This is a genomic window from Streptomyces luomodiensis, from assembly GCF_031679605.1.
Classification (GTDB): Bacteria; Actinomycetota; Actinomycetes; order Streptomycetales; family Streptomycetaceae; genus Streptomyces; species Streptomyces luomodiensis.
Map to the genome: position 1 here is coordinate 2,976,893 of NZ_CP117522.1, position 21,645 is coordinate 2,998,537.

At 70.9% G+C, this 21,645-nt stretch carries 16 protein-coding genes; 9 read left to right on the forward strand and 7 right to left on the reverse strand.

The features are described 5' to 3' along the window. Positions 1-211 precede the first annotated feature (211 nt). The 5 genes from PS467_RS12790 to PS467_RS12810 form a co-directional block, all read right to left on the reverse strand. Entirely contained in the window at positions 212-1,603 is a 1,392-nt protein-coding gene (locus PS467_RS12790; protein WP_311035370.1) for an alpha-amylase, read from the reverse strand. 252 nt (positions 1,604-1,855) lie between these two features. After that, complete coding sequence (locus PS467_RS12795; protein ID WP_268971607.1) at positions 1,856-2,887, reverse strand: LacI family DNA-binding transcriptional regulator; 1,032 nt, start codon at positions 2,885-2,887, stop codon at positions 1,856-1,858. Beyond that, entirely contained in the window at positions 2,884-3,714 is an 831-nt protein-coding gene (locus PS467_RS12800) for a sugar ABC transporter permease (protein ID WP_311035371.1), read from the reverse strand. Before PS467_RS12800 ends, PS467_RS12795 begins: the two co-directional genes overlap by 4 nt. A 2-nt stretch (positions 3,715-3,716) precedes the next feature. After that, on the reverse strand, positions 3,717-4,739 hold the full coding sequence (locus PS467_RS12805; RefSeq protein ID WP_311035372.1) for a carbohydrate ABC transporter permease: 1,023 nt from the start codon (positions 4,737-4,739) through the stop codon (positions 3,717-3,719). Between the two features lie 11 nt (positions 4,740-4,750). Then, entirely contained in the window at positions 4,751-6,031 is a 1,281-nt protein-coding gene (locus PS467_RS12810) for an extracellular solute-binding protein (protein ID WP_311035373.1), read from the reverse strand. Positions 6,032-6,324: 293 nt separating this feature from the next. Between PS467_RS12810 and PS467_RS12815 the strand changes: the two genes are divergently transcribed. The 9 genes from PS467_RS12815 to PS467_RS12855 all read left to right on the forward strand — a co-directional run bounded on the left by PS467_RS12815 (position 6,325) and on the right by PS467_RS12855 (position 16,695). Continuing rightward, complete coding sequence (locus PS467_RS12815) at positions 6,325-7,986, forward strand: glycoside hydrolase family 13 protein (RefSeq protein WP_311035374.1); 1,662 nt, start codon at positions 6,325-6,327, stop codon at positions 7,984-7,986. Between the two features lie 25 nt (positions 7,987-8,011). After that, positions 8,012-9,100: a LacI family DNA-binding transcriptional regulator gene (locus tag PS467_RS12820; RefSeq protein WP_311035375.1), complete on the forward strand. Its 1,089-nt coding sequence runs from the start codon at positions 8,012-8,014 to the stop codon at positions 9,098-9,100. Positions 9,101-9,165: 65 nt separating this feature from the next. Next, positions 9,166-10,014 carry a phosphatase PAP2 family protein gene (locus PS467_RS12825; protein WP_311035376.1) on the forward strand — a complete coding sequence of 283 codons (849 nt, stop codon included), beginning with the start codon at positions 9,166-9,168 and terminating at the stop codon, positions 10,012-10,014. 192 nt (positions 10,015-10,206) lie between these two features. Beyond that, positions 10,207-11,037, forward strand: a complete 831-nt coding sequence (locus PS467_RS12830; protein WP_311039836.1) for an HAD family hydrolase — start codon at positions 10,207-10,209, stop codon at positions 11,035-11,037. A 62-nt stretch (positions 11,038-11,099) separates the two neighbouring features. Then, positions 11,100-11,964, forward strand: a protein-coding gene (locus PS467_RS12835) for an IS5 family transposase (protein ID WP_311039837.1) whose coding sequence is annotated in 2 segments (ribosomal slippage) — positions 11,100-11,642 and positions 11,644-11,964 — 864 coding nt in all. Because the reading frame shifts where the segments join, the coding sequence is not laid out codon by codon here. A 179-nt stretch (positions 11,965-12,143) separates the two neighbouring features. Then, positions 12,144-13,055 carry a MerR family transcriptional regulator gene (locus tag PS467_RS12840; RefSeq protein ID WP_311035377.1) on the forward strand — a complete coding sequence of 304 codons (912 nt, stop codon included), beginning with the start codon at positions 12,144-12,146 and terminating at the stop codon, positions 13,053-13,055. Between the two features lie 909 nt (positions 13,056-13,964). Beyond that, positions 13,965-14,294, forward strand: coding sequence for a hypothetical protein (locus tag PS467_RS12845; protein ID WP_311035378.1), 330 nt, complete (start codon positions 13,965-13,967; stop codon positions 14,292-14,294). Positions 14,295-14,392: 98 nt separating this feature from the next. Continuing rightward, positions 14,393-15,487: a hypothetical protein gene (locus PS467_RS12850; protein WP_311035379.1), complete on the forward strand. Its 1,095-nt coding sequence runs from the start codon at positions 14,393-14,395 to the stop codon at positions 15,485-15,487. Next, on the forward strand, positions 15,484-16,695 hold the full coding sequence (locus tag PS467_RS12855) for a hypothetical protein (protein WP_311035380.1): 1,212 nt from the start codon (positions 15,484-15,486) through the stop codon (positions 16,693-16,695). The genes PS467_RS12850 and PS467_RS12855 overlap by 4 nt, the downstream gene beginning before the upstream one ends. An 83-nt stretch (positions 16,696-16,778) precedes the next feature. On the opposite strand, the gene PS467_RS12860 is transcribed toward PS467_RS12855, so the two are convergent. Both PS467_RS12860 and glnA2 read right to left on the reverse strand, forming a co-directional pair. Beyond that, on the reverse strand, positions 16,779-20,006 hold the full coding sequence (locus tag PS467_RS12860; protein ID WP_311035381.1) for a bifunctional [glutamine synthetase] adenylyltransferase/[glutamine synthetase]-adenylyl-L-tyrosine phosphorylase: 3,228 nt from the start codon (positions 20,004-20,006) through the stop codon (positions 16,779-16,781). A gap of 149 nt (positions 20,007-20,155) precedes the next feature. Beyond that, positions 20,156-21,517, reverse strand: a complete 1,362-nt coding sequence (glnA2, locus tag PS467_RS12865) for a gamma-glutamylpolyamine synthetase GlnA2 (RefSeq protein WP_268971630.1) — start codon at positions 21,515-21,517, stop codon at positions 20,156-20,158. Positions 21,518-21,645 lie beyond the last annotated feature (128 nt).

The following is a 21,645-nucleotide window of genomic DNA, read 5'->3' on the forward strand; positions in this document are numbered from 1 at the left end:
GGCCGCGCCCAGGGCCAGGGTGGCGAGCGCGGCGGCGGCGCGGAAAAGGGTGACTCTCGGGGGTTTCACAGGGCTGGTGACTCCTTGAGGTGTGGTGTGGGTGTGGGCCCCGCGCCCACCCGCCCGGGTGCGGGCGCGGGGCCCCCGCACGCCCGGGGGCGCGGGCGCGAAGCCCTCACCCCCGGGCGTGCCCGCCGGTGCGGGCCACGGCCTATCCGCAGCTACGGGCACCCACGTGCAGCGCCACCGCCGTGTTGGCGCCCAGCGTCGCGGTGAACCGGCCGGAGGAATCCACCGTGACGGTCTTGCCGCTCTGCACATCGCAGTAGCCGCCCGACGGCAGCGAGGTCTGGAAGGTCTGGGTGAGGGAGCCGCTTTCGTGGTTGATGGCCACGAACGCCTTGTCGCCGCGCCCGAAGGCGATGGCGTCGTTGCCGTTGTCCCACCAGTTGGTCACCGCCGTGCCCCGGGCCGTGTTGCGGAGGGCGACCATGCTCATGATCTCGGGCCACTTGTGCTGGCACTTCCAGCCGTCCTGGTAGCAGGCGTTCACCGTGCCCCCGTTGGGCGGGCCGGCGTCGTTGTCGCTGAACTCGTAGCCGGAGTGGACGTCCGGGGAGCCGTAGGGCCAGGCCAGCATGAAGACGTTGGCCAGGGTGTAGTCGGCGCCGTTCTTGTAGGTGAGGGTGGAGCCGTTGCGCTCGGTGTCCCAGTTGTCGACGAACACACCGGACTTGCCGCTCGCCATGTAGCCCCAGCCCTCGCCGAAGTTGTTCAGGTAGGCCAGCTTCTCGTTCTGGAACACCCGCTTGAGGTCACGGCCGTAGCGGAACTCCTGCACATCGCCGTTGCCCAGGTACTCGGTCGGGGAGACCGCCTCGCCCTCGCCGTAGATGACCTCCTGCTTCCAGTAGACGCCCGAGTTGCTCAGCTGGCTCTTGATGGCGGCCAGGTCGTCGGCCGGGATGTGCTTGGCACCGTCGACACGGAAGCCGTCCACGCCGAGCGAGAGGAGGTCGTTGAGGTAACGGGCGATCCGGGTCCGGACGGAGGACTCGCCGGTGTCCAGGTCCGCCAGGCCCACCAGCTCGCAGTGCTGCACGTTCCAGCGGTCCTGGTAGTTGCTGATCTGCGAGGTGCAGTCGTCCATGTCCTGGGACTGGTAGATCCCGGGGTAGTTGTACTTGGTGTACGAGGAGCCGCCGGTGCCGGTGCCGGACCCGGCGGACATGTGGTTGATGACGGCGTCGGCGACGACCTTGACGCCCGCGGCGTGACAGGTGTCGATCATGTTCTTGAAGGCGGTGCGGTCGCCGAGCCGTCCGGCGATCCGGTAGCTGACGGGCTGGTAGGAGGTCCACCACTGGCTGCCCTGGATGTGCTCGGTGGCCGGGGACACCTCGACATAGCCGTATCCGGCGGGGCCCAGGGTGGTGGTGCACTCCTTGGCGACGGAGGCGTACGTCCACTCGAAGAGTTCGGCGGTGACGTCCTTGGTGCCGGGCGGTGCCGCCTGCGCGGGCTGCGGGGGCAGGGCGACGAGCGCCGCCGCGCCCGCCGCGAGGGCGAGCGCGGTGGCGAGGGGGGTGCGACTGCTGGCCATCGTTCCTCCGTGGGGGGAGTTCGGGGTGCCGATCGAGCCTCGTACGGCAACGCGCCATGCCCGTAAGGCCAGGTGAAGGTTCTTGCCGCACGCGCCAGTGCGGTGTTGGTGACGGGACCGTACTCGCGAGTTTTTGTTGTTGCAAGACCTTTCGCAAGCAATTGCGGCGGTGTTACGTTCAACCACGTTCTCCGGTCCGGCCGGTCGGGGGCCTGTATTAACAGGCCCCACGCGCCCGGCCGGTCGGGCCGGTTATGGCACTTGGGCCGTGGAGCCGCGGACCACCAGGTCCGGCTGGAAGACGAACTCCGTGCGCTGCACCGGGTTGCCGGCCATCTCCTCCAGCAGTGCCCCGACCGCCGCCGTCGCCATCGACTGCACCGGCTGACGGACGGTGGTCAGCGGCGGATCGGTGAAGGCGATCAGCGGGGAGTCGTCGAAGCCGACCACCGACACATCGCGCGGCACCCGCAGCCCCCGCCGGGCCGCTTCCCGGATCACCCCGAGCGCCATCAGATCGCTGCCGCACACGATGCCCGTACAGCCCTGGTCCAGCAGCGTGGCCGCCGCCACCTGCCCGCCCTCGACGCTGAAGAGCGTATGCCGCACCAACTGCCGTGCCTCGCCCGGCGACCGTCCGAGCAGGTCGGCGCTCGCCGCCAGGAACCCCTCGACCTTGCGCCGTGCCGGGACATAGCGGGCGGGCCCCACCGCGAGGCCGATCCGGTGGTGGCCGAGCGCGGCCAGATGGGTGGTGGCCATCCGGGCCGCGGCCCGGTCGTCGGGTGAGACGAACGTGGCGCGGATGCGCTCGTTGTAGCCGTTGATCAGCACGAACGGCACCTTGCGGCCGGCCAGCCGGGCGTAGCGCGCGGGGTCGGCCGTGGTGTCGGCGTGCAGTCCGGACATGAAGACGATGCCCGCCACATCGCGCTCCTCCAGCTGCTCCACCAGTTCGTCCTCGGTGGCGCCGCCGGGCATCTGGGTGCACAGGATCGGGGTGTAGCCATGGCCGGCCAGCACCTGCTCGATGATCTGCGCGAAGGCGGGGAAGACCGGGTTGGTCAGCTCCGGGATCACCAGGCCGACCAGCCCGGCGCTGCGCCGCCGCAGCCGCACCGGCCGCTCGTAGCCGAGGACGTCGAGGGCGGCGAGCACCCGCTGCCGGGTGGTGGCCGCGACCCCCGCCTTGCCGTTGAGCACCCGGCTGACGGTGGCCTCGCTGACCTCGGCCTGCGCGGCGATGTCGGCGAGCCGCGGCGGCGCCGCCGGTGGGCTCGTCACGACTTGGTCGCTCCGGCCGTGAGGCCCGCCACGAGGTGGCGCTGGGCCCAGGAGAACACCAGCGCGGCCGGGATGGCGATCATGACGGCCGCGGCCGTCATGGAGCCCCAGTCCGAGGTGTACTGGTTGACGAAGGTCTGGAGCCCCGCGGCGAGGGTGAGGTTGTCCTCGCCGGTCATGAAGGCGGAGGCGTAGGCGACTTCGGCCCAGGCGGTGATGAAGGTGTAGAACGCGGTCACCGCGAGCCCCGGCTTGGCCAGCGGGACGACCAGCCGCCAGAAGGTCCCGAAGGGGTTGAGGCCGTCGACCCGGCCCGATTCGTCGATCTCCACCGGGATGGTGTCGAAGAAGCCCTTCATCATCCAGGCGCAGAACGGCACGGCCACCGTGAGGTAGGTGACGATGAGCGAGATCGGCTGGTTGAGCCAGCCCAGCGTCGACATGATGTTGTAGAGCGGCACGATGAGGATGGCCACCGGGAACATCTGGGTGATCAGCAGCAGCCACATCAGCGGGCGCATCCCGGGGAAGCGGAAGCGGCTGACGGCGTAGCCGGTGGTGGCCGCGACGAACACGCCGAGGACCGTGGTGATGACCACGACGAACAGCGAGTTGCCGAACCAGGTCAGGAACTCGGTGTCGTTCAGTACGTGCTGGTAGTTGCGCAGCGTCGGGTTCTTCACCACATCGGTGCTGAACGCCTCGGTCTTGGGCTTGAACGAGGTCACCACCAGCCACAGCGGCGGGAAGACCGCGACGGCGGAGGCGATGACGAGCGTGGTGTGCAGCCCGACGGAGGCGAGCGGGCCGCGTCGTTGGTCGCGCATGGCTACCAGACCTCTCCCTGCTTGCGGAGCGAACGGCGGTAGACCACCGCGAAGAGCATGAGGATGAGCAGGATCAGCACACCCCAGGCCGAGGCGCCGGCGAAGTCGCGCGGGCTGTTGACGAAGGAGAGCCGGTAGGCGTACGTCACCAGGATCTCGGTGGAGTCGCCGGGTCCGCCGCGGGTCAGCAGGAAGATCACCGGGAACATGTTGAACGTCCAGATGGTGGACAGCAGGATCACGGTGGAGCTGACCGAGCGCAGTCCGGGCAGGGTGATGTGGCGGAACCGCTGCCAGGGGCTCGCCCCGTCCATCTCGGCGGCCTCGTACAGCTCACCGGGGATGGACTGCAATCCGCCGAGCAGGGCGACCAGCATGAACGGCACCCCGAGCCAGATGTTCACGGCGATCACCGAGACCTTGGCCATGGTGGGGTCGTTCAGCCAGGGCACCGCGTCGATCCCGCCGCCGTCCAGCACCTTGTTGAGGATGCCGTTCTTCTCGTTGTAGAGCAGCCGCCAGGCGAAGACGGAGACGAAGGCGGGCACGGCCCAGGGCAGGATCAGCAGCGACCGGTAGAGGGTGCGCCCGGCGAACCGGCGGTTGAGCAGGACGGCCAGGCCCAGGCCGATCGCGAAGGTGAGCGCCACACAGCTGACGGTCCAGGTGACGGTCCAGATCAGCCGGTCCCAGAAGACCTGGTCCTCCAGGATGGCCTGGAAGTTGTCGAGGCCGACCGTTGTGTAGGTGGCGGGGATGTGGTTGACCCCGATGGTGCGCTCGACGTTGGCCTCGTTGGCGTCGGTCAGCGACAGGTAGACGCCGCGGACCAGCGGATAGCCGATGATCAGCCCGATGACGACCACGACGGGCGCGACCATGGCCCAGGCGTACCAGTGGCGGGCCAGTGCGTGGCGGATGCGGCGCGGCGGCGGGGTGCCGTCCTTGCGAACCCGGCCGCCGCGGCCGCGGGCGCCCTTCGCGCCCGCGGCCGGGTCCAGCGGCCGGCTGGTGTCGACAGCCATCGTCGCCGGCCCTACTTCCAGTCGCCCTTGAGGAGCTTGCGGTATGCGTCACCGACCGACTTCGCGGCCTTCTCGGGTGAGGTCTTGCCGGTGAGGACGTTCGGGAACTGCACCAGGATCGCCTGGAAGAGGCTGTTGCCCTCGGGGATCCAGGGGCGCTCGACGGCCTTGTCCACGGCGTCCTTGAAGAACTTCACATTGGTGTTCGCGGCGACCGTCTTGTTCTCGTAGACGGAGGTGCGGGTGGGCAGCAGCGAGAGCTTCTCGGTGGTCTTGGCCTGGACCTCGGCCGAGCTCATGTACGCCGCGAAGGCGTAGGAGGCGTCCAGGTTCTTCGAGCCGGCGTAGACGGTGAGGTTCTGGCCGCCCTGCGGGGCGCCCTGGCCCTCGCTGCCGGCCGGGACCGGGACCACGCCGAGGTTGGACTTGTCCTTGAACGCCTTGCCGGCCAGGGTGTCCTCGATCGCCCACGGCCCGTTGATGGTCATCGCGACGTCGCCGTTCTTGATGGCGTTCTGCATGTTGTCCCAGCCGTCGGTGGCGTCGGTCTCCGCCGCCCCTGAGGTGACCAGGTCACGGGCGGCCGCGAACGCCTTGACGCCGGGCGCGTCGTCGACGGTGACCTTCTTGGCGCCGGTGTCGAGGAGGTCGCCGCCCTCGCCGTAGATGAAGGGCAGGTACCAGTAGGCGTCGTCGCCGCGCAGATACAGACCGGTCTTGCCGGTCTTCTCCTTGATCTTCTTGGCGGCGGCCTTCAGCTCGGTCCAGTCCTGGGGCGGCTCGACCCCGGCGTCCTTCAGCATCTTCTTGTTGTAGAAGAGGCCGAGGGTGTCGATGACCTGCGGTACGGCGTAGGTCTTGCCCTTGAACTTCGCGCCGGCGAGGGCCTTGGGCAGATAGTCGGACTGGTCGGCGAGGGCCGCGGTGCCGTCCAGCGGGGCGAGATAGCCGATGTTGGCGAGGTCCTGGGTCCAGGCGACCTCGGTGCGCAGCACGTCGGGGGCGCCGGAGCCACCGGAGCCCGCGGCGTTCTTGAACTTGGCCAGCGCCTCGCCGAAGGGCACGTTGACGTAGTTGACCTTGACGTCGGGGTACTTCTTCTCGAAGCCCAGGGCGAGCTCCTTGTAGGTGCCCTTCTCCGCGTCGTTCGACGTGTCCCAGTACGTCACGGTGCCGGACAGATGGCCGCCGGACTTCTTGTCGCCGCCGCTGTCGCCGTCGTCACCGCCGCACGCGGTCGCCGCGAGCGCCATGGCCGCGACGAGTGCGGTGGCCGCTATGCCACGTCGCATCTGAACTCCTCCAAGCCGGCCGCTCCGTCGCGGCCCCGGGTTGCGGAGGAACGTAACAGGGCCGCAAGCTCACCGAAAGACCTTGCGGCAAATTTCTGCAAGGCACCCGGGCATCGTTACCCGCACGTGTCCCGGCGGTAGCCACTCCGCTCCCCTATCGGCGCTTGACATCGGCTTACGGGCGCCCCGTACGCGCCCACGGTGCGACCGGAGTCCCCCGGAGCGCACCGGAGCGCATCACCAGCGGCTGCAAGCTCTTCCGCAAGGCATTGCAGAGCTGTTACGTTCCCGCCATGACCCAGGAGCTCACGACCTCCCTTCCCACCGAGCCGGAACGGCCGTCCCAGAGCCCCGGCTGGTGGCGCGACGCCGTCATCTACCAGGTGTACGTGCGGTCCTTCGCCGACAGCGACGGCGACGGGATCGGCGATCTGCGCGGGGTGCGGGAGCGGCTGCCGCACCTCGTCCAGCTGGGCGTGGACGCCGTCTGGCTGACCCCCTTCTACGCCTCCCCGCAGGCCGACGGCGGCTACGACGTGGCGGACTACCGCGCCGTCGATCCGCTCTTCGGCACCCTCGGCGACGCCGACGACCTGGTACGCACCGCCCATGAGCTGGGGCTGAAGGTGATCGTGGACGTCGTCCCGAACCACAGCTCGGACCAGCACCCGTGGTTCCGCGAGGCGCTCGCCGACCGGCCCGGCGGGGCGGCCCGCGCCCGCTACCACTTCCGCCCCGGCCGTGGCGCACACGGCGAACTGCCGCCGAACGACTGGGAGTCGGTCTTCGGCGGCCCCGCCTGGACCCGCACCACCGATCCGGACGGCACCCCCGGCGAGTGGTACCTGCACCTGTTCGCCCCCGAGCAGCCCGACCTCAACTGGGACTCCGACGAGGTCCGCGAGGAGTTCGACTCGGTGCTGCGCTTCTGGCTGGATCTGGGCGTGGACGGCTTCCGCGTCGATGTCGCGCACGGCATGGTCAAGGCCGCCGGACTGCCCGACATCGGCCGCACCGAGCAGGCCAAGCTGATCGGCGCCCAGGTGCTGCCGTTCTTCGACCAGGACGGGGTGCACGAGATCCACCGCTCCTGGCGCCGGCTGCTGGACTCCTACCCCGGTGACCGGATCGGCGTCGCCGAGGCATGGGCGCCCACCGCCGAGCGGCTGGCCCTCTACGTACGCCCCGACGAGCTGCACCAGGCGTTCAACTTCCAGTTCCTCAAGTGCCCGTGGGACGCGGCCGCGATGCGCGAGGTGATCGACGAGTCGCTGGCCGCGACCGCCTCCGTCGACGCCCCCACCACCTGGGTGCTCTCCAACCACGACGTGGTCCGGCACACCACCCGCTACGCCACCGACAGCCCCGAGCAGGGGCTGACCCGGGCCCGCGCCGCGGCCCTGCTCACCCTGGCGCTGCCCGGCTCGGCGTACCTCTACCAGGGCGAGGAGCTGGGCCTTCCCGAGGTGACCGAGCTGCCGGACGAGCTGCGCCAGGACCCGGCCTTCTTCCGCACCGCCCCCGACGGGCAGGACGGCCAGAACGGGCAGGACGGCTTCCGCGACGGCTGCCGGGTGCCCCTGCCCTGGACCCGCTCCGGCGACAGCCACGGCTTCGGCCCCGGCGGCAGCTGGCTGCCCCAGCCGGCCGCCTGGTCCGAGCTGTCCGTCGAGGCGCAGACCGGCGACCCCGGCTCCACCCTGGAGCTGTACCGCGCCGCGCTGGCGCTGCGCCGCGAGCTGCCGGGCCTGGGCGACACCCCGATGACCTGGCTGGACGCCCCGGAGGGGGTCCTCGCGCTGGCGCGGCCGGGCTTCGTGTGCACGCTCAACACGCTCGGGGAGGAGGTCGAACTGCCGGTGCCGGGGCGTGCCCTGCTGTCCTCGGCGCCGCTGGAGTACGGGGACGGCACCGTGCGCATTCCGGCTGATTCATGCGCGTGGTGGGCAATCTGACATGCGACCGGTACAGTCCCACTCCATGACCGCACGGCTTGCTGATATCGCAGCCCAGGCGGGGGTCAGCGAAGCCACCGTCAGCCGCGTCCTCAACGGCAGGCCGGGGGTGGCGGCGGCCACCCGCGAATCCGTCCTCGCCGCGCTGGACGTCCTCGGCTATGAGCGGCCGGTGCGACTGCGCCAGCGCAGCGCCGGGCTGGTGGGACTGATCACCCCCGAGCTGGAGAACCCGATCTTCCCCGCGCTCGCCCAGGTCATCGGGCAGGCGCTCACCCGGCAGGGCTACACCCCGGTGCTGGCCACCCAGACCCCCGGCGGCTCGACGGAGGACGAGCTGACCGAAATGCTGGTGGACCGGGGGGTGGCCGGGATCATCTTCGTCTCCGGGCTGCACGCGGACACCTCGGCCGATATGCAGCGCTATGACCAGCTGCGCGGCCAGGGTGTTCCGTTCGTGCTGGTGGACGGCTTCTCGCCGAAGGTGCGGGCGCCGTTCATCTCCCCCGACGACCGGGCGGCGATGGGGCTGGCGGTCACCCATCTGGTCTCGCTCGGTCATACCCGGATCGGTCTCGCGCTCGGACCGAAGCGGTTCGTTCCCGTCCTGCGCAAGATCGAAGGCTTCCAGCAGGCGATGCGGGACCGGCTGGGGCTTACCCCGGAGGAGACCGAGGAGCTGATCCAGCATTCGCTGTACACCCTGGAGGGCGGTCAGGCGGCGGCGACCGCGCTGATCGACCGGGGCTGTACGGCGGTGGTGTGCGCGAGCGACATGATGGCGCTGGGCGCCATACGGGCCGCCCGGCAGCAGGGTCTGCGGGTCCCTCAGGACGTCTCGGTGGTCGGCTTCGACGACTCCCCGCTGATCGCCTTCACCGATCCGCCGCTGACCACCATCCGCAAGCCGGTGCAGCCGATGGGTCAGGCCGCGGTGCGGGCGCTGCTGGAGGAGATCGGCGGCACCCCGGCACCGCCCAGCGAGTTCGTCTTCCTCCCCGAACTGGTGGTGCGCGGCTCCACGGCGTCGGCGCACGGCGTTCAGCCGCGGGGCCGGGCGTCCGGGAGCGCCGGAAGTGGCGGGAGTGGCGGGAGCGCCGGGAGTGCGACATAAGCGACGGACGGCCGGGGGCGCGACATAGGCGTACGTAGGGGTGCGTACGCCTAGACTGTTGCCCTATGGGTGGAGCGACTATCAGGACCACGGCAGGCCGGACGGCCGCCCCGGCACCCATCGCGGACACCGAGGCAGCACGGGCGCCGGGCAACACCCTGATGCAGCGGTTGCGGGCGCCCAGAAGGCCCCGGCTCTGGTTCGAGATCGTCCTGATCGCCGTCAGTTACTGGATTTATTCACTGGTTCGCAACGCCGTCCCGGAGCAGAAGTCGGAGGCGCTGCGCAACGCGAGCTGGATCTGGGACTGGGAGCACCGGCTCGGCATGGCCTTCGAGCGGGGCGTCAACCACGCGATCGACTCGGTCAGCTGGCTGATCGTGGGCATGAACTACTACTACGCCACGCTCCACTTCATCGTGACGCTCAGCGTGCTGGTGTGGCTCTACCACTGGCATCCGGGCCGTTACGCCGCCACCCGGCTGGCGCTCTTCGCGGCCACCGGCGTGGCCCTGCTCGGCTACTACTTCTTTCCGCTGGCCCCGCCCCGGCTGATGAGCGGCGGTCATTTCATCGACACCGTGGTGGTGCACAACACCTGGGGATCGATGGCCTCGGGGAACCTCGCCGACATGTCGAACCAGTACGCGGCGATGCCCTCGATGCACATCGGCTGGTCGCTGTGGTGCGGTCTGTCCATCGCGACCCTGGCCCGTCCGGTGTGGGTCAAGACGCTGGGGCTGCTCTACCCCTCGGCCACCCTGCTGGTGATCGTCGCCACCGCCAACCACTTCTGGCTGGACGCGGTCGGCGGGGTCGTCTGTCTCTCCTTCGGCCTCTCGCTGTCCTGCGCGTGGTACGGCTCGCTGCCGTACCGGCTGCCGCGGCAGGTGGCCGTGATCTGCACGGCTTGATCGCCCCTGGTCCGAACCGCCATTCTCTGTTCCGCAAGTTCGATGTTCGATGTGAGTTCAGGGGCTCCCTGTGTCGCGCCGACCGACGCGGAACGAGCACGATGAGCGTGACGAAAGGGACCACCGGCCACCGTGCACACCGCCGACCCGACCGCCTCCGCCCCTTCGACCGTCGCCGCTCCGGGCGCGCCGCTGCTCCCTGGGCCCCGCACCGCCGCGCGGCCCCGCTTCCCGCTGGTGGCCACCGACCTCGACGGCACCCTGTTGCGCGCCGATCTGACGGTCTCGCCCCGCACCCGTGCGGCGCTCGCCCTCGTCCGGACCGCAGGAGCCCGGCATCTGGTGGTCACCGGGCGTCCGGCCGCGTCCTGCCGGGAGTTCCTGGTCGCGATGGGCTACCGGGGGCTCGCGGTGTGCGGACAGGGCGCGCAGCTGTACGACGCCTCCGCGGACCGACTGCTGGTCTCGGCGTCGCTGGACCGGGAGCTGGCCCGGTCGGTGGTGGAGCGCACGGAGGAGGCGCTGGGCGCCGGGCCGCTGGAGCTCGCCGTGGTGACCGCGGCCCCCGAGAACCGCTTCCTGGTCACCGCCCGCTTCGCCGACCGGACGCGCCCGGAGTGGGGACTGGTGGAGCGGGCGGAGCTGTGGGCGGCGCCGATCGAGAAAGTGCTGATGCGCCACCGTACGGTTGAGGACGGACTGGTCGCCGCGGCCGCGGAGCGGGCGGGGGCCGGCGAGGTGGCGGTGACGCACTCCGAGAAGGGCATGATCGAGGTGCTCCCCGCCGGGACGGACAAGGCGGTGGGGCTGCAACTGGCCGCCGACCGGATGGGGTTCACCCCGGCGGAGACCATCGCGTTCGGCGACATGCCCAATGACATCCCACTGCTGGGCTGGGCCGGATACGGGGTCGCGATGGCCAACGCGCACCCCGATCTGCTGGCGATGGCCGACGAGGTGGCGCCCTCCCACGAGGAGGACGGAGTCGCGGTGGTCCTCGAACGACTCTTCACCCACGCTTGAGCGACTAGGCCGTGTTTTAGGTTCGGCTTCCTGTGCACGCCCTGGATGATGATGATCAAGATGTGGGGCGAGGGGATCTTTCTGATGAGCAGTGGTCGGTGCTGGAGTCGTTGCTGCCTGCGGTGGGCATAAGTCGCAGGTGGCCTAGCTGTCGGCGGCTGATAGACGGTGTGCGGTGGCGGGTTCGGACCGGAGTTCCGTGGCGGGACCTGCCGTTCGAGTACGGACCGTGGCAGACGGTGTATGGACTGCTCCGGAGATGGCAGCGTCGGGGTGTGTGGGCCCGACTGCTGACGTTGTTGCAGGCGAGAGCTGATGCGGCCGGGCTGATCTTCTGGGAGGTCAATGTCGACTCCACCATCTGCCGAGCACACCAGCACGCTGCCGGTGCCCGCCGGCGCAGTGCTGTGCAGAAGGAACCGCCAGGCGGAGTCAGCACCGAACCTGAAGACCATGGACTGGGCAGGTCGCGAGGCGGGTTCACCACGAAGATTCACCTGACGTGTGAGCAGGGGCAGAAGCCGTTGTCGCTGCTGATCACCGCCGGGCAGCGCGGCGACAGTCCGCAGTTCGAGCCGGTCCTGAACGCGATCGGGGTACCCCGGGCCTGGAGTCGGTCGGCCGAGAAGCCGCCCGCTGAGGGTGCGAGGCGATAAGGCGTACTCTTCACGCGCGAATCGCGCATACCTGCGCAGACGTGGCATCAGGTGCACGATTCCTGAGCCGGCCGATCAGGTCCGCAGGCGCCGCGGACGTGGCGGTGGCCGTCCGCCCTTCTTCGACCACGAGGACTACAAGGCCCGGCACGCGGTCGAATGCGGGATCAGCCGTCTCAAGCAACACCGGGCCGTGGCGACCCGGTTCGACAAACTTGCGGTTCGGTTCGAGGCGACGGTTCAGGTCGCGGCGATTCATCAGTGGCTGTGAACCCTCAGCCTGCCGTCGTGCGGATGCCACAGCAGCAAAGGACGGCCCTGCGGTCACTACGGAGGAAGGGCGCATTGCCTGGCATTGGCGCGGCGCGGTGTGTATGGGGTTGCACCTTCCGTAGCGGCATGTGGTCCGGTGGACTTACGTCCCGATGCCTTGAGGAAAGGTCCCTGCTCATGCATTCGTCTTTCATGCCACCCCGTCAGGTCAAGATCGGTGACGCGGCGGCCTTCGTCGGCAGCACGCCACGGGCGATTCGCCATTACCACGAGATCGGCCTGCTCCCCGAGCCTAAGCGGGGCGGCGATGACCGCCGCCGCTACGGGTACGAGGACATGATCCGCTTGCTGTGGATTCGCAAGATGGCCGACGCCGGGATCGCCCTGGACGACATCCGTGACGCCTTTACCACCGGCACGGCTTCCGCCGGTGCGGACAGCGGAGAAGGTATCGCGGGCATCCTGGAGCGGTTGGAGGAAACCCTCGCCGAGCAGGAGGCGGAATTGCGGCGGCAACGGACCGCCGTGCAGCGGATGCGCACCGAAGGCAGCCGGATGGGCCTGCTCTCCGACTTCGTCACCGAACGCCTCAAGAGCCTGCCCGAGGGCTCCCTGCGTCAGGCGGACCTGGACAGTCTGCTGGTCACTGAGCGGATCTTCGGCCCGCTCGGCGCGGCCGTCCAGGCCACCCGCTTCGTCGTCCTGGCCACGCATCCCACTCTGCGGGAGGATTCCGACCGCATCGATGACGCCGAGGAGGCACTCGATGACAGTGTCGCCGTCGATGATCCACGGGTGGCTCAAGTGGCCGTCGAGCGGCATGCCTTCGAAAGCGCCCTGCAGGCCGTCATTGAGGAGTCCGGCCTGGGTAAAGACGACGATGCCCTCTTCGATGCCTGGGACACTTTGCACCCTGCCACCGCCGATGACGGCGAGGGCGAGGCCGACCTCGGCTCTGGCAGACGGGAGGCTGACTCCATGAGCGTGTTCGAAGCCACCGGCAAGATGCCCTACGACTTCTCCCCAGCCCGCCTGCGCTGTATGGAACTGGCGGAAGAACTATCCGCCCAAGACTCACCCGCTACCTAAAACACGGCCTAGTGGACACCGGGGCCCGGTCACTGCGGCGCTACCGAGCGGCCCTCCCGGTAGGCATCGACGCCCCGGTGTCACTGGCTGAAGGGTGCCCCCCGCTGGTCGAAAAGGACTCGGGGAACGATCGGCGCGGCCAGGAGCCTCCGCTTGTCCGGCTCGGTCGGGTGCGGCTTTCGTCTCGCGCCTTCGGCGCACTTGAGCAGCGGGGCAGGGGGTGCCGGGCCAGGCCCGCGTCGCCGTCCGCCGGGCCGGTGGGGGCGAGGACCGGTGACGGCTTCCGTGACCGGGAGCCGACGCCGCTGCCGGACAGCAGGGGGTGGGGTACCCCTCTGGAAACTGATTGACAAATTAGTTGCGTCAGATCAAGCGTTTTTTAGGGGAGTACCGGGAGGGGCCGTCCCGACTGCCCCCGCAGTCCGGCGGGACTCCGGCCACCGAGTACGGAAGCCGCCACCGGCACCCACGCCAAAGGACCCGGCGCCCGGCGACGGCGCCGCGCCCCCCACCCCCGCCGCCGCTGCTCAATTGCGCCGAAGGCGCGAGACGAAACCCACACCGCGCCACCGTCCGAACCGCGTCCCGGACGGTCACACGCTCCCCGGCAGCCGGTCGAAATCACCCGCTTGAGCCCCTCGATGCGGTTCCGTACTGAGCACCACGGGCCTTCCCCGGGAAAGCGGTGTGGTTCCAGGTCAGCGGGGCCCGTTCATGAACAGCCCAGATGCGTACAGCATGCGAGAGGGTTCGGGGGTCGTCCTTCTCACTTCCGGTCAGATGGGCGGGGGCGGTCCACGCGCCGCATTACGGTGACGGCACGTTCCCCCTGTTCATCGGCGTCTGGAGGATGGTGTGCGGTACAAAGGGCCGCTTTCGAAGCGCGCGACCGGGCCGTTCAATCGGTGGGTGGCCGGGTTGCGCTCCTCTCCCCGGTGGGGGCGGCTGGTGCGCGGGCGCCTTACGGTCGTGACGTACACGGGGCGGCGCTCGGGCCGTACGTTCAGCACGCCGGTCGCCTACCGGCGGGCCGCCGACCTCGTCACCATCACCGTGGCCCTGCCCGAACGCAAAACGTGGTGGCGCAACTTCACCGATGAGGGCGGCCCGATATCGCTGGACCTGGACGGGGGCGACCGCACGGGACATGCGGTGGCCCGGGTCGACGGCAAGGGGCGGGTCACCGTCACCGTGCGGCTCGACCCCGGCCCGCCCGCCGGGGACGGTATCGGTCGCTGACGCGGCCACGCACCGCGCCCAGCCACTTGCCATGCCCCCTTCACGCTTTCGCGGAGCCGGTGCGTAAGATCGACGGCCACACGGGGGAAGGAACAGCGATGAAACAGCTGATGAGCGGCGTGCGCAGCCGCGTGCGTCGGCGGACCGCCCTGGTCGGCGGCGCCGTCGTGGTGCTGGTGGCGGCCGGGCTCGGCACTTGGGCCACGGACACCTGGCCGTTCGACAAGGACACCTACTGCTGGGGCGCCTGGAAAGAGGACAGCGGACCGCACTTCCTGAGCGGCGAGGCCATCGACGAGGACAACGCCGGCCGTACGTCGAAGGAGACCGCGCCGACACCACGGCGGCCACAGGGGCGGTGCACGGTCTCGCTCCACTCCGAGGACGCCGAAGTGGCCGAGAAGACCGAGGTCACGGTCGTCTACGGCCCCGCGCCCGAGGACGCCGCGGAGCGTGTCGAGTGGATCGGCGGATACCTCGGCGACCGGGCGATGCCGCTGCCCGACGGACTGCCGGGCGCCACCGACGGCAAGCACGCGCTGCTGGTGCTGCCCAAGGAGTGCGACACCCGCGACGGGCGGCCGACCGCGGTGACGCTCGACGCCACCGCGGAGTCGGTCTACCGCGACTCCACCATGTCGGGTGACGCGGGGCTCGGCGGCTCCCAGTCCGTGGCCCGGTTGCTGGTCGCGGTCGCCAACCGGGCGATGGAGAAGGCGGGTTGTGCCCCGGCGAAGCCGCTCGAGGTCCACTCGCCGATCACCACGCTGCCCGAGGAGGAGGAATCCTTCTTCACCCGCGCCTGCCGGATCAGGGGCCTGGACCTCGGCGATGCGGCCAAGGAGCTGGAGTACCAGGTCGGCGCGGTCACCCGGGACCTCCAGTCGTGTTCGGTGCGGCTACGGCGCGGCGAGGGCCGGTACTTCGACGCCCTGATGGTCGCCCAGCCGCGTCTGGCCGCGCTGTTCGACGGCGTCACCGGCAGCAAGGCGCCGGCGCGCGGCTGGCGCGGTACGGGGGTCTTCGCCGACGAGTACAAGGTCGTACGGGCCGGATGCGCGGACCGCCCGCTCACCGTGCTGATGCTCGCCCCGTCCACCCGCGAGACGACGCCGTACTTCGCCACCTTCGCCAACGCCGTGGCGCGACGCGTCGGTTGCGCGCCCATCGCACCTGGGGGGACCGACCGATGACCGACCACACCGGGGACAACGAGCACCACGACAGCACCGAGAACCCCGAGCAGGACGGCGACACGACCGCTGTGCCGCCGCCGCACGAGCGGCACCGCCCCTGGTGGCACTGGCGGCGCCTGACCGGCAGCCGGCTGCGGCTGGCCGTGACCGCGGGCGTGGCCGGGGCCGTCGCCGGTGCGCTGCTCGGCGGCGCGGGAGTGGCCTGGCGGGCCGAGGCGGGTCCGTTCGCGGACGACCGGGCCTGCTGGGGGGCGCTCAGCCGGGACGATGTGGCGGCGCTGTTCGACGGCAAGACGGACATCGAGACGTCCGACGTGCCCATCACCACCGACCGCATCGGCTCCGAGGGCCCGTCGGGCACATGCCGTCTGACGTCGCCGCGCGGGCGGCGGATCACCGTCGAGGCGCACCGGCTGGACACCCGGTTCGGCGGCTCGGGCGACCAGTGGGCCGATGAGTTCCTGTCCGCGCGGCTCACCCCGCTGGGCGGCGGGCTGCTGGGCATGGCCTCGGACACCCGGGCCTGGCTCGCGGTGCCCGACGGCTGCCTGGGCCGGCCGAGCCGGACCGGCGTCTCCGACGGCCCCACCGTGATCGACATGAACACCGGCTGGACCGTCTACGACGACGAGGTCGACACCGAGGCCCGCGACGCGCTCGCCCGCGCCGTGGTCAAGCTCGTCAACCACTACATGGCCGACCAGGGCTGCGCGGGCACCATCGCCGACCCGGTCGGCGGCATGCCCGCGCCGCCGCGCTTCCTGGACGAGAAGAAGGACGCCATGTGCGGCGTCGAGGGGCTGCCGCTCCCCGCCGCGTACCAGCGCGACGGGCTGGGCGGCCCGCTGGTGACCCGGGGCGACGGCCCGGTGCGCACCTGCGACCGCGATGTGCTCTTCGACCACCCCGGGCTGCGGCTGATGACGGTCGAGGACCCCCGGCTGGCCGTGCTCTACGACCGGCTGTCCCTGGACGGTGCCAAGGAGCCGGTCAAGGCCGGTGAGGGCGACGGACGCGGCTTCGTCCGCGACGACATGGGGATGTTCCAGGCGGAGTGCCAGACCGGCCAGGTCACCTTCCTGGTCCGGGCGGACGACGCGGACCGCCCCGGCGCCATCCGTACCCTGCTCACCCGCTATGTGGCCGCAGAGGCCGACCGCATCGGCTGCGGTCCGCTGCGCCTCACGCTGCCCGAGGACGGCTGAGGCACCGCTTCACCGCGCCGTCGGTTCCCGTAGGCGCCGTCGGTTCTGGTTCTCCTAGGCGCCGTCAGTTCTCGTCGTCGCCGTCAGTTCTCGTAGTCGTAGAACAGCCGCTCCACCACCGCCCGCGCCCGGCGGGTGGTGCGGCGGTAGTCCTCCAGCGCCTCGCCGACGTGGCCGGGGCCGTAGCCCAGGTAGCGGCCCACCGCGGCCAGTTCGCGGACATCGGTCGGGAAGGTGTCGCCGGGGCGGCCGCGGACCAGCATGACGGCGTTGCGGACGCGGCTGGCCAGGACCCACGCCTCGTCCAGGGTCTGGGCGTCCTCGGTGGAGATCAGCCCGGCGGCGTGGGCGGCGGCCAGGGCCTGGCGGGTGCGGGTGGTGCGCAGACCGGGCTCGGCCCAGCCGTGGCGCATCTGGAGCAGTTGGACGGTCCATTCGACGTCGCTGAGGCCGCCGCGGCCGAGTTTGGTGTGGGTGGTGGGGTCGGCCCCGCGCGGCAGCCGTTCGGACTCCATCCGGGCCTTGAGCCGCCGGATCTCGCGGACCGCGTCCTCGCCCAGCCCCTGGGAGGGATACCGCAGGGGATCGATCAGCTCGATGAACCGCTCGCCGAGCCCGGGGTCGCCCGCGACCGGTTCGGCGCGCAGCAGTGCCTGGCTCTCCCAGACCAGCGACCAGCGGCGGTAGTAGGCGGCGTAGGAGGCGAGGGTGCGCACCAGCGGGCCGGACTTGCCCTCGGGACGCAGGTCGGCGTCGATGAGGAGGGGCGGGTCGACGGTGGGGAGCTGGAGCAGCCGCCGCATCTCGTTGGCCACGGCGAAGGCGGCGCGGGCGGCTTCCTGTTCGTCGGCGCCCTCGCGCGGCTCGTGGACGAAGAGCACGTCCGCGTCGGAGCCGTAGCTGAGTTCATGGCCGCCGAAGCGGCCGAGGCCGATCACGGCGAAGCGGGTGGGCAGCTCATCGCCCCAGGTGTCGCGGACGGCGGCGCGCAGGGCGCCCGCCAGGGTCGCGGCGTTCAGATCGGAGAGGGCGTCACCGACCATGTCGACCAGCCCGGCGGCGTCCACGGGCGGTTCGGCGGCGGGGGCGGTGGGCCGGGCCGGCACATGGGGTTCGGACTCCTTGAGGGCGGTGGGCAGCTCGGAGCGCTTGGCCGCCGAGGGGGCGGGCGTGGGCCCGGTGGCCCGGCCCGGCGTCCGGTCGCCGGACGGCGGCCAGCTCACGGTGGGGCGCACCTCGCCGTTGGCCAGCCGGGCGCTTTCGATGATGTCCGCCGCCGCGGTACGGAACATCTCGCGCCGCCGCACTCCGCGCGCCACCGCGACCGCCTGCTCGGCACCGTCGGCGCGGCCGACGGCGGCCAGCACCTCCTGCTCCAGATGGGCCCGGCCGCGCGGGCGCAGCCCCTCCGGGTCGCCGAGCAGGGCGACCGCCTCGGGGGCGCGCAACAGCAGGTCGGGGGCGAGCCGCCCGGCGGACAGCACCCGGGCCAGGTTCTCCGCGGCGGCGCCCTCGTCCCGCAGCAGCCGCAGGTACCAGGGGGTTTTGCCGAGCGCGTCGGAGACCTTGCGGAAGCCGAGCAGTCCGGCGTCCGGGTCGGCGGAGTCGGCGAACCAGCCCAGCAGCACCGGCAGCAGCGTGCGCTGGATCGCCGCCTTCCGGGTCACCCCGGACGCCAGGGCCTCCAGGTGCCGCAGCGCTCCGGCCGGGTCCGCGTAGCCCAGGGCCGTGAGGCGCTGGCCGGCCGCCTCGGAGCTGAGCCGGATCTCACCGGGCTCCAGCTGGGCGACGGCGTCCAGCAGCGGCCGGTAGAAGAGCTTTTCGTGCAGCCGCCGTACCTCGCGGGCGTGCCGCCGCCACGCGGTGTCCAGTTCGGTGACCGGCTCCGTGCGGAACCCCAGCGACCGGCCGAGGCGTCGCTGATCGGCCTCGTCCTCGGGCATCAGATGGGTGCGGCGCAGCCGGTGGAGCTGGATGCGGTGCTCCATGGTGCGCAGGAAGCGGTACGCGGAGTTCAGCGCGGCGGCGTCGGTGCGCCCCACATAGCCGCCCGCGGCCAGTGCCGCGAGGGCGTCCAGCGTCGTGCCGCTGCGCAGCGACTCATCGGACCGTCCGTGCACCAACTGGAGCAGCTGGACGGCGAACTCGACGTCGCGCAGGCCGCCGGGGCCCAGCTTGAGTTCGCGGTCGACCTCGGCGACGGGGATGTTCTCGACCACGCGGCGGCGCATCTGCTGCACGTCGGGCACGAAGTTCTCGCGCTCGGCGGCCTGCCAGACGAGCGGCGCGAGGGCGTCCACGTACGCCTGGCCGAGCGCGCCGTCGCCCGCGACCGGACGGGCCTTCAGCAGCGCCTGGAACTCCCAGGTCTTGGCCCAGCGCTGGTAGTACGCCAGATGGCTGGAGAGGGTCCGCACCAGCGGGCCGTTGCGCCCCTCGGGGCGGAGGTTGGCGTCGACGGGCCAGATGGTGCCCTCGACGGTGACATCGGAGCAGACGCGCATCAGCCGGGAGGCGAGCCGGGTGGCGGCCCGTACCGCCTCGTCCTCCGGAACGCCCTCCACGGCCTCCGCCACGAAGATCACGTCCACGTCGGAGACGTAGTTGAGCTCGCGGCCGCCGCATTTGCCCATGCCGATCACGGCGAGTTTGCAGGCGGCGGCGTCCTGCGGCTGCTCCTCGGCCGCGATCTCCAGCGCGGCCCGCAGCGTCGCGGTCGCCAGGTCGGCCAGTTCGGCGGCCGTCTGGGTGATCTCGGTGGTGCCGCACACATCGCGGGCCGCGATGGCCAGCAGCGCCCGCCGGTAGGCGACGCGCAGCGCGTCGGCCCGGGGCAGCCCCGCCCCGGGCTCGCCCCAGACGCCCTCGGCCAGGGCCCGCTCGAATTCGGGGGTGGTCGGGTGCAGATCGGCCGACTCGTAGGTCACCAGGGCGTGCCAGTCCTGCGGATGGCGGGCGAGGTGGTCGCCCAGCGCCTCGGAGGCGCCGAGCACACCGAGCAGCCGGTCGCGCAGCGGTTTGGCGGTGACGAGGGTGTCCAGCAGCGCCTGCCGGGAACCGGCCCGCTGCCCGCCGTGCTCCCCCGGGCCGCTCTGCTCCTCCTCGGGCAGCGCCTCGACCAGCCGGACCAGCCCGAGCAGCGCCAGATCCGGATCGGCGGTCGCGCCGAGCCCCTCCAGCAGTACGGAATCGCTGCGCACCCCGGCCAGCTCGGGCGCGTCCAGCAGCCGCTGGGCGGCCGAGGCGTCGGTGAAACCGTGCCGCAGCAGCCGGGTGAAGTTGCTGCTCCTGCGTCCCTGCGGTACGGACATCCCGCCGCCTCCCGTCCCTGGTCGACTCCGCGCCGCCCGATCACGCGCCGCGCACAGCGTGATCAATGCGCCGCTGACGAGCCTAAGCGACCTCGGCGGCGAAGCGGCAGGTCCGGGCGGGGGCGCGGCCGGCGCCCCCGCCTGGCCCGCTACAGCACCGGCAGGTTCTTGCGCAGCTCGAACGGGGTGACCTCGGAGCGGTACTCCTCCCACTCCTGCTTCTTGTTGCGGAGGAAGAAGTCGAAGACATGCTCCCCGAGCGTCTCCGCGACCAGTTCGCTGCGCTCCATCAGGTCGATCGCCTCGCCCAGGTTCTGCGGCAGCGGTTCGATGCCGAGCGAGCGGCGCTCGGCGTCGGAGAGGGCCCAGACGTCGTCGTCGGCGCCGGCCGGGAGCTCATAGCCGCCCTCGATGCCCTTGAGCCCGGCCGCGAGCAGCACCGCGTAGGACAGGTAGGGGTTGGCGCCGGAGTCCAGGGAGCGGACCTCGACCCGGGTGGAGCCGGTCTTGCCGGGCTTGTAGAGGGGGACGCGGACGAGGGCGGAGCGGTTGTTGTGGCCCCAGCAGATGTAGGAGGGGGCCTCGCCGCCCGCGCCGGCGGTGCGCTGGGAGCCGCCCCAGATGCGCTTGTAGGAGTTGACCCACTGGTTGGTCACGGCGGAGATCTCCCCGGCGTGGCGGAGCAGCCCCGCGATGAAGGAGCGGCCCACCTTGGAGAGCTGGAACTCGGCGCCGGACTCGTAGAAGGCGTTCCGGTCGCCTTCGAAGAGGGAGAGGTGGGTGTGCATGCCCGAGCCGGGGTGTTCGGAGAACGGCTTCGGCATGAACGTGGCCTGCACCCCCTGCTCCAGCGCGACCTGCTTCATGACCAGGCGGAAGGTCATGATGTTGTCGGCGGTGGAGAGCGCGTCGGCGTAGCGCAGATCGATCTCCTGCTGGCCGGGGGCGCCCTCGTGGTGGGAGAACTCGACCGAGATGCCCATCGATTCGAGCATGGTGATCGCCTGGCGGCGGAAGTCCATGCCGATGTTCTGCGGGGTGTGGTCGAAGTAGCCGGAGGAGTCGGCGGGCACCGGGCGGGTGCCGTCCACCGGCTTCTGGCTGAGCAGGAAGAACTCGATCTCGGGGTGGGTGTAGAAGGTGAAGCCGAGGTCGGAGGTCTTGGCGAGGATGCGCTTGAGGACGTAACGGGGATCGGCGAAGGACGGTGAGCCGTCCGGCATCAGGATGTCGCAGAACATCCGGGCGGTCCCCGGGGCCTCGGCGCGCCAGGGCAGGATCTGGAACGTCCCGGGGTCCGGCTTGGCGATCATGTCGGACTCGTAGACACGGGCGAAGCCCTCGATCGCGGAGCCATCGAAGCCGATGCCCTCGTCGAAGGCGCCCTCGAGTTCGGCGGGTGCGACGGCGACGGACTTCAGAAAGCCGAGCACGTCGGTGAACCACAGCCGCACGAACCGGATGTCGCGCTCTTCGAGCGTGCGGAGCACGAACTCCTGCTGCTTATCCATGGTCCCCTATCCTTGCAGGTCAAACGGCTCTTTACGCGGGCGCGGGGCACCTTTCGCAGCCCCAGTATCACGTGGCGGGATTTCTTGGAGGTTTCGTCCGGCCGCTCCGGTCTCCCCCTGTACCTCAC

What these genes read in the sequence shown, in the direction of transcription:
- PS467_RS12790 (WP_311035370.1), bottom strand. Translation starts at nt 1,603, where the DNA reads ATGGCCAGCAGTCGCACCCCCCTCGCCACCGCGCTCGCCCTCGCGGCG.
- PS467_RS12800 (WP_311035371.1), bottom strand. Translation starts at nt 3,714, where the DNA reads ATGCGCGACCAACGACGCGGCCCGCTCGCCTCCGTCGGGCTGCACACC.
- PS467_RS12805 (WP_311035372.1), bottom strand. Translation starts at nt 4,739, where the DNA reads ATGGCTGTCGACACCAGCCGGCCGCTGGACCCGGCCGCGGGCGCGAAG.
- PS467_RS12810 (WP_311035373.1), bottom strand. Translation starts at nt 6,031, where the DNA reads ATGCGACGTGGCATAGCGGCCACCGCACTCGTCGCGGCCATGGCGCTC.
- PS467_RS12815 (WP_311035374.1), top strand. Translation starts at nt 6,325, where the DNA reads ATGACCCAGGAGCTCACGACCTCCCTTCCCACCGAGCCGGAACGGCCG.
- PS467_RS12820 (WP_311035375.1), top strand. Translation starts at nt 8,012, where the DNA reads ATGACCGCACGGCTTGCTGATATCGCAGCCCAGGCGGGGGTCAGCGAA.
- PS467_RS12825 (WP_311035376.1), top strand. Translation starts at nt 9,166, where the DNA reads ATGGGTGGAGCGACTATCAGGACCACGGCAGGCCGGACGGCCGCCCCG.
- PS467_RS12840 (WP_311035377.1), top strand. Translation starts at nt 12,144, where the DNA reads ATGCATTCGTCTTTCATGCCACCCCGTCAGGTCAAGATCGGTGACGCG.
- PS467_RS12850 (WP_311035379.1), top strand. Translation starts at nt 14,393, where the DNA reads ATGAAACAGCTGATGAGCGGCGTGCGCAGCCGCGTGCGTCGGCGGACC.
- PS467_RS12855 (WP_311035380.1), top strand. Translation starts at nt 15,484, where the DNA reads ATGACCGACCACACCGGGGACAACGAGCACCACGACAGCACCGAGAAC.
- PS467_RS12860 (WP_311035381.1), bottom strand. Translation starts at nt 20,006, where the DNA reads ATGTCCGTACCGCAGGGACGCAGGAGCAGCAACTTCACCCGGCTGCTG.
- glnA2 (WP_268971630.1), bottom strand. Translation starts at nt 21,517, where the DNA reads ATGGATAAGCAGCAGGAGTTCGTGCTCCGCACGCTCGAAGAGCGCGAC.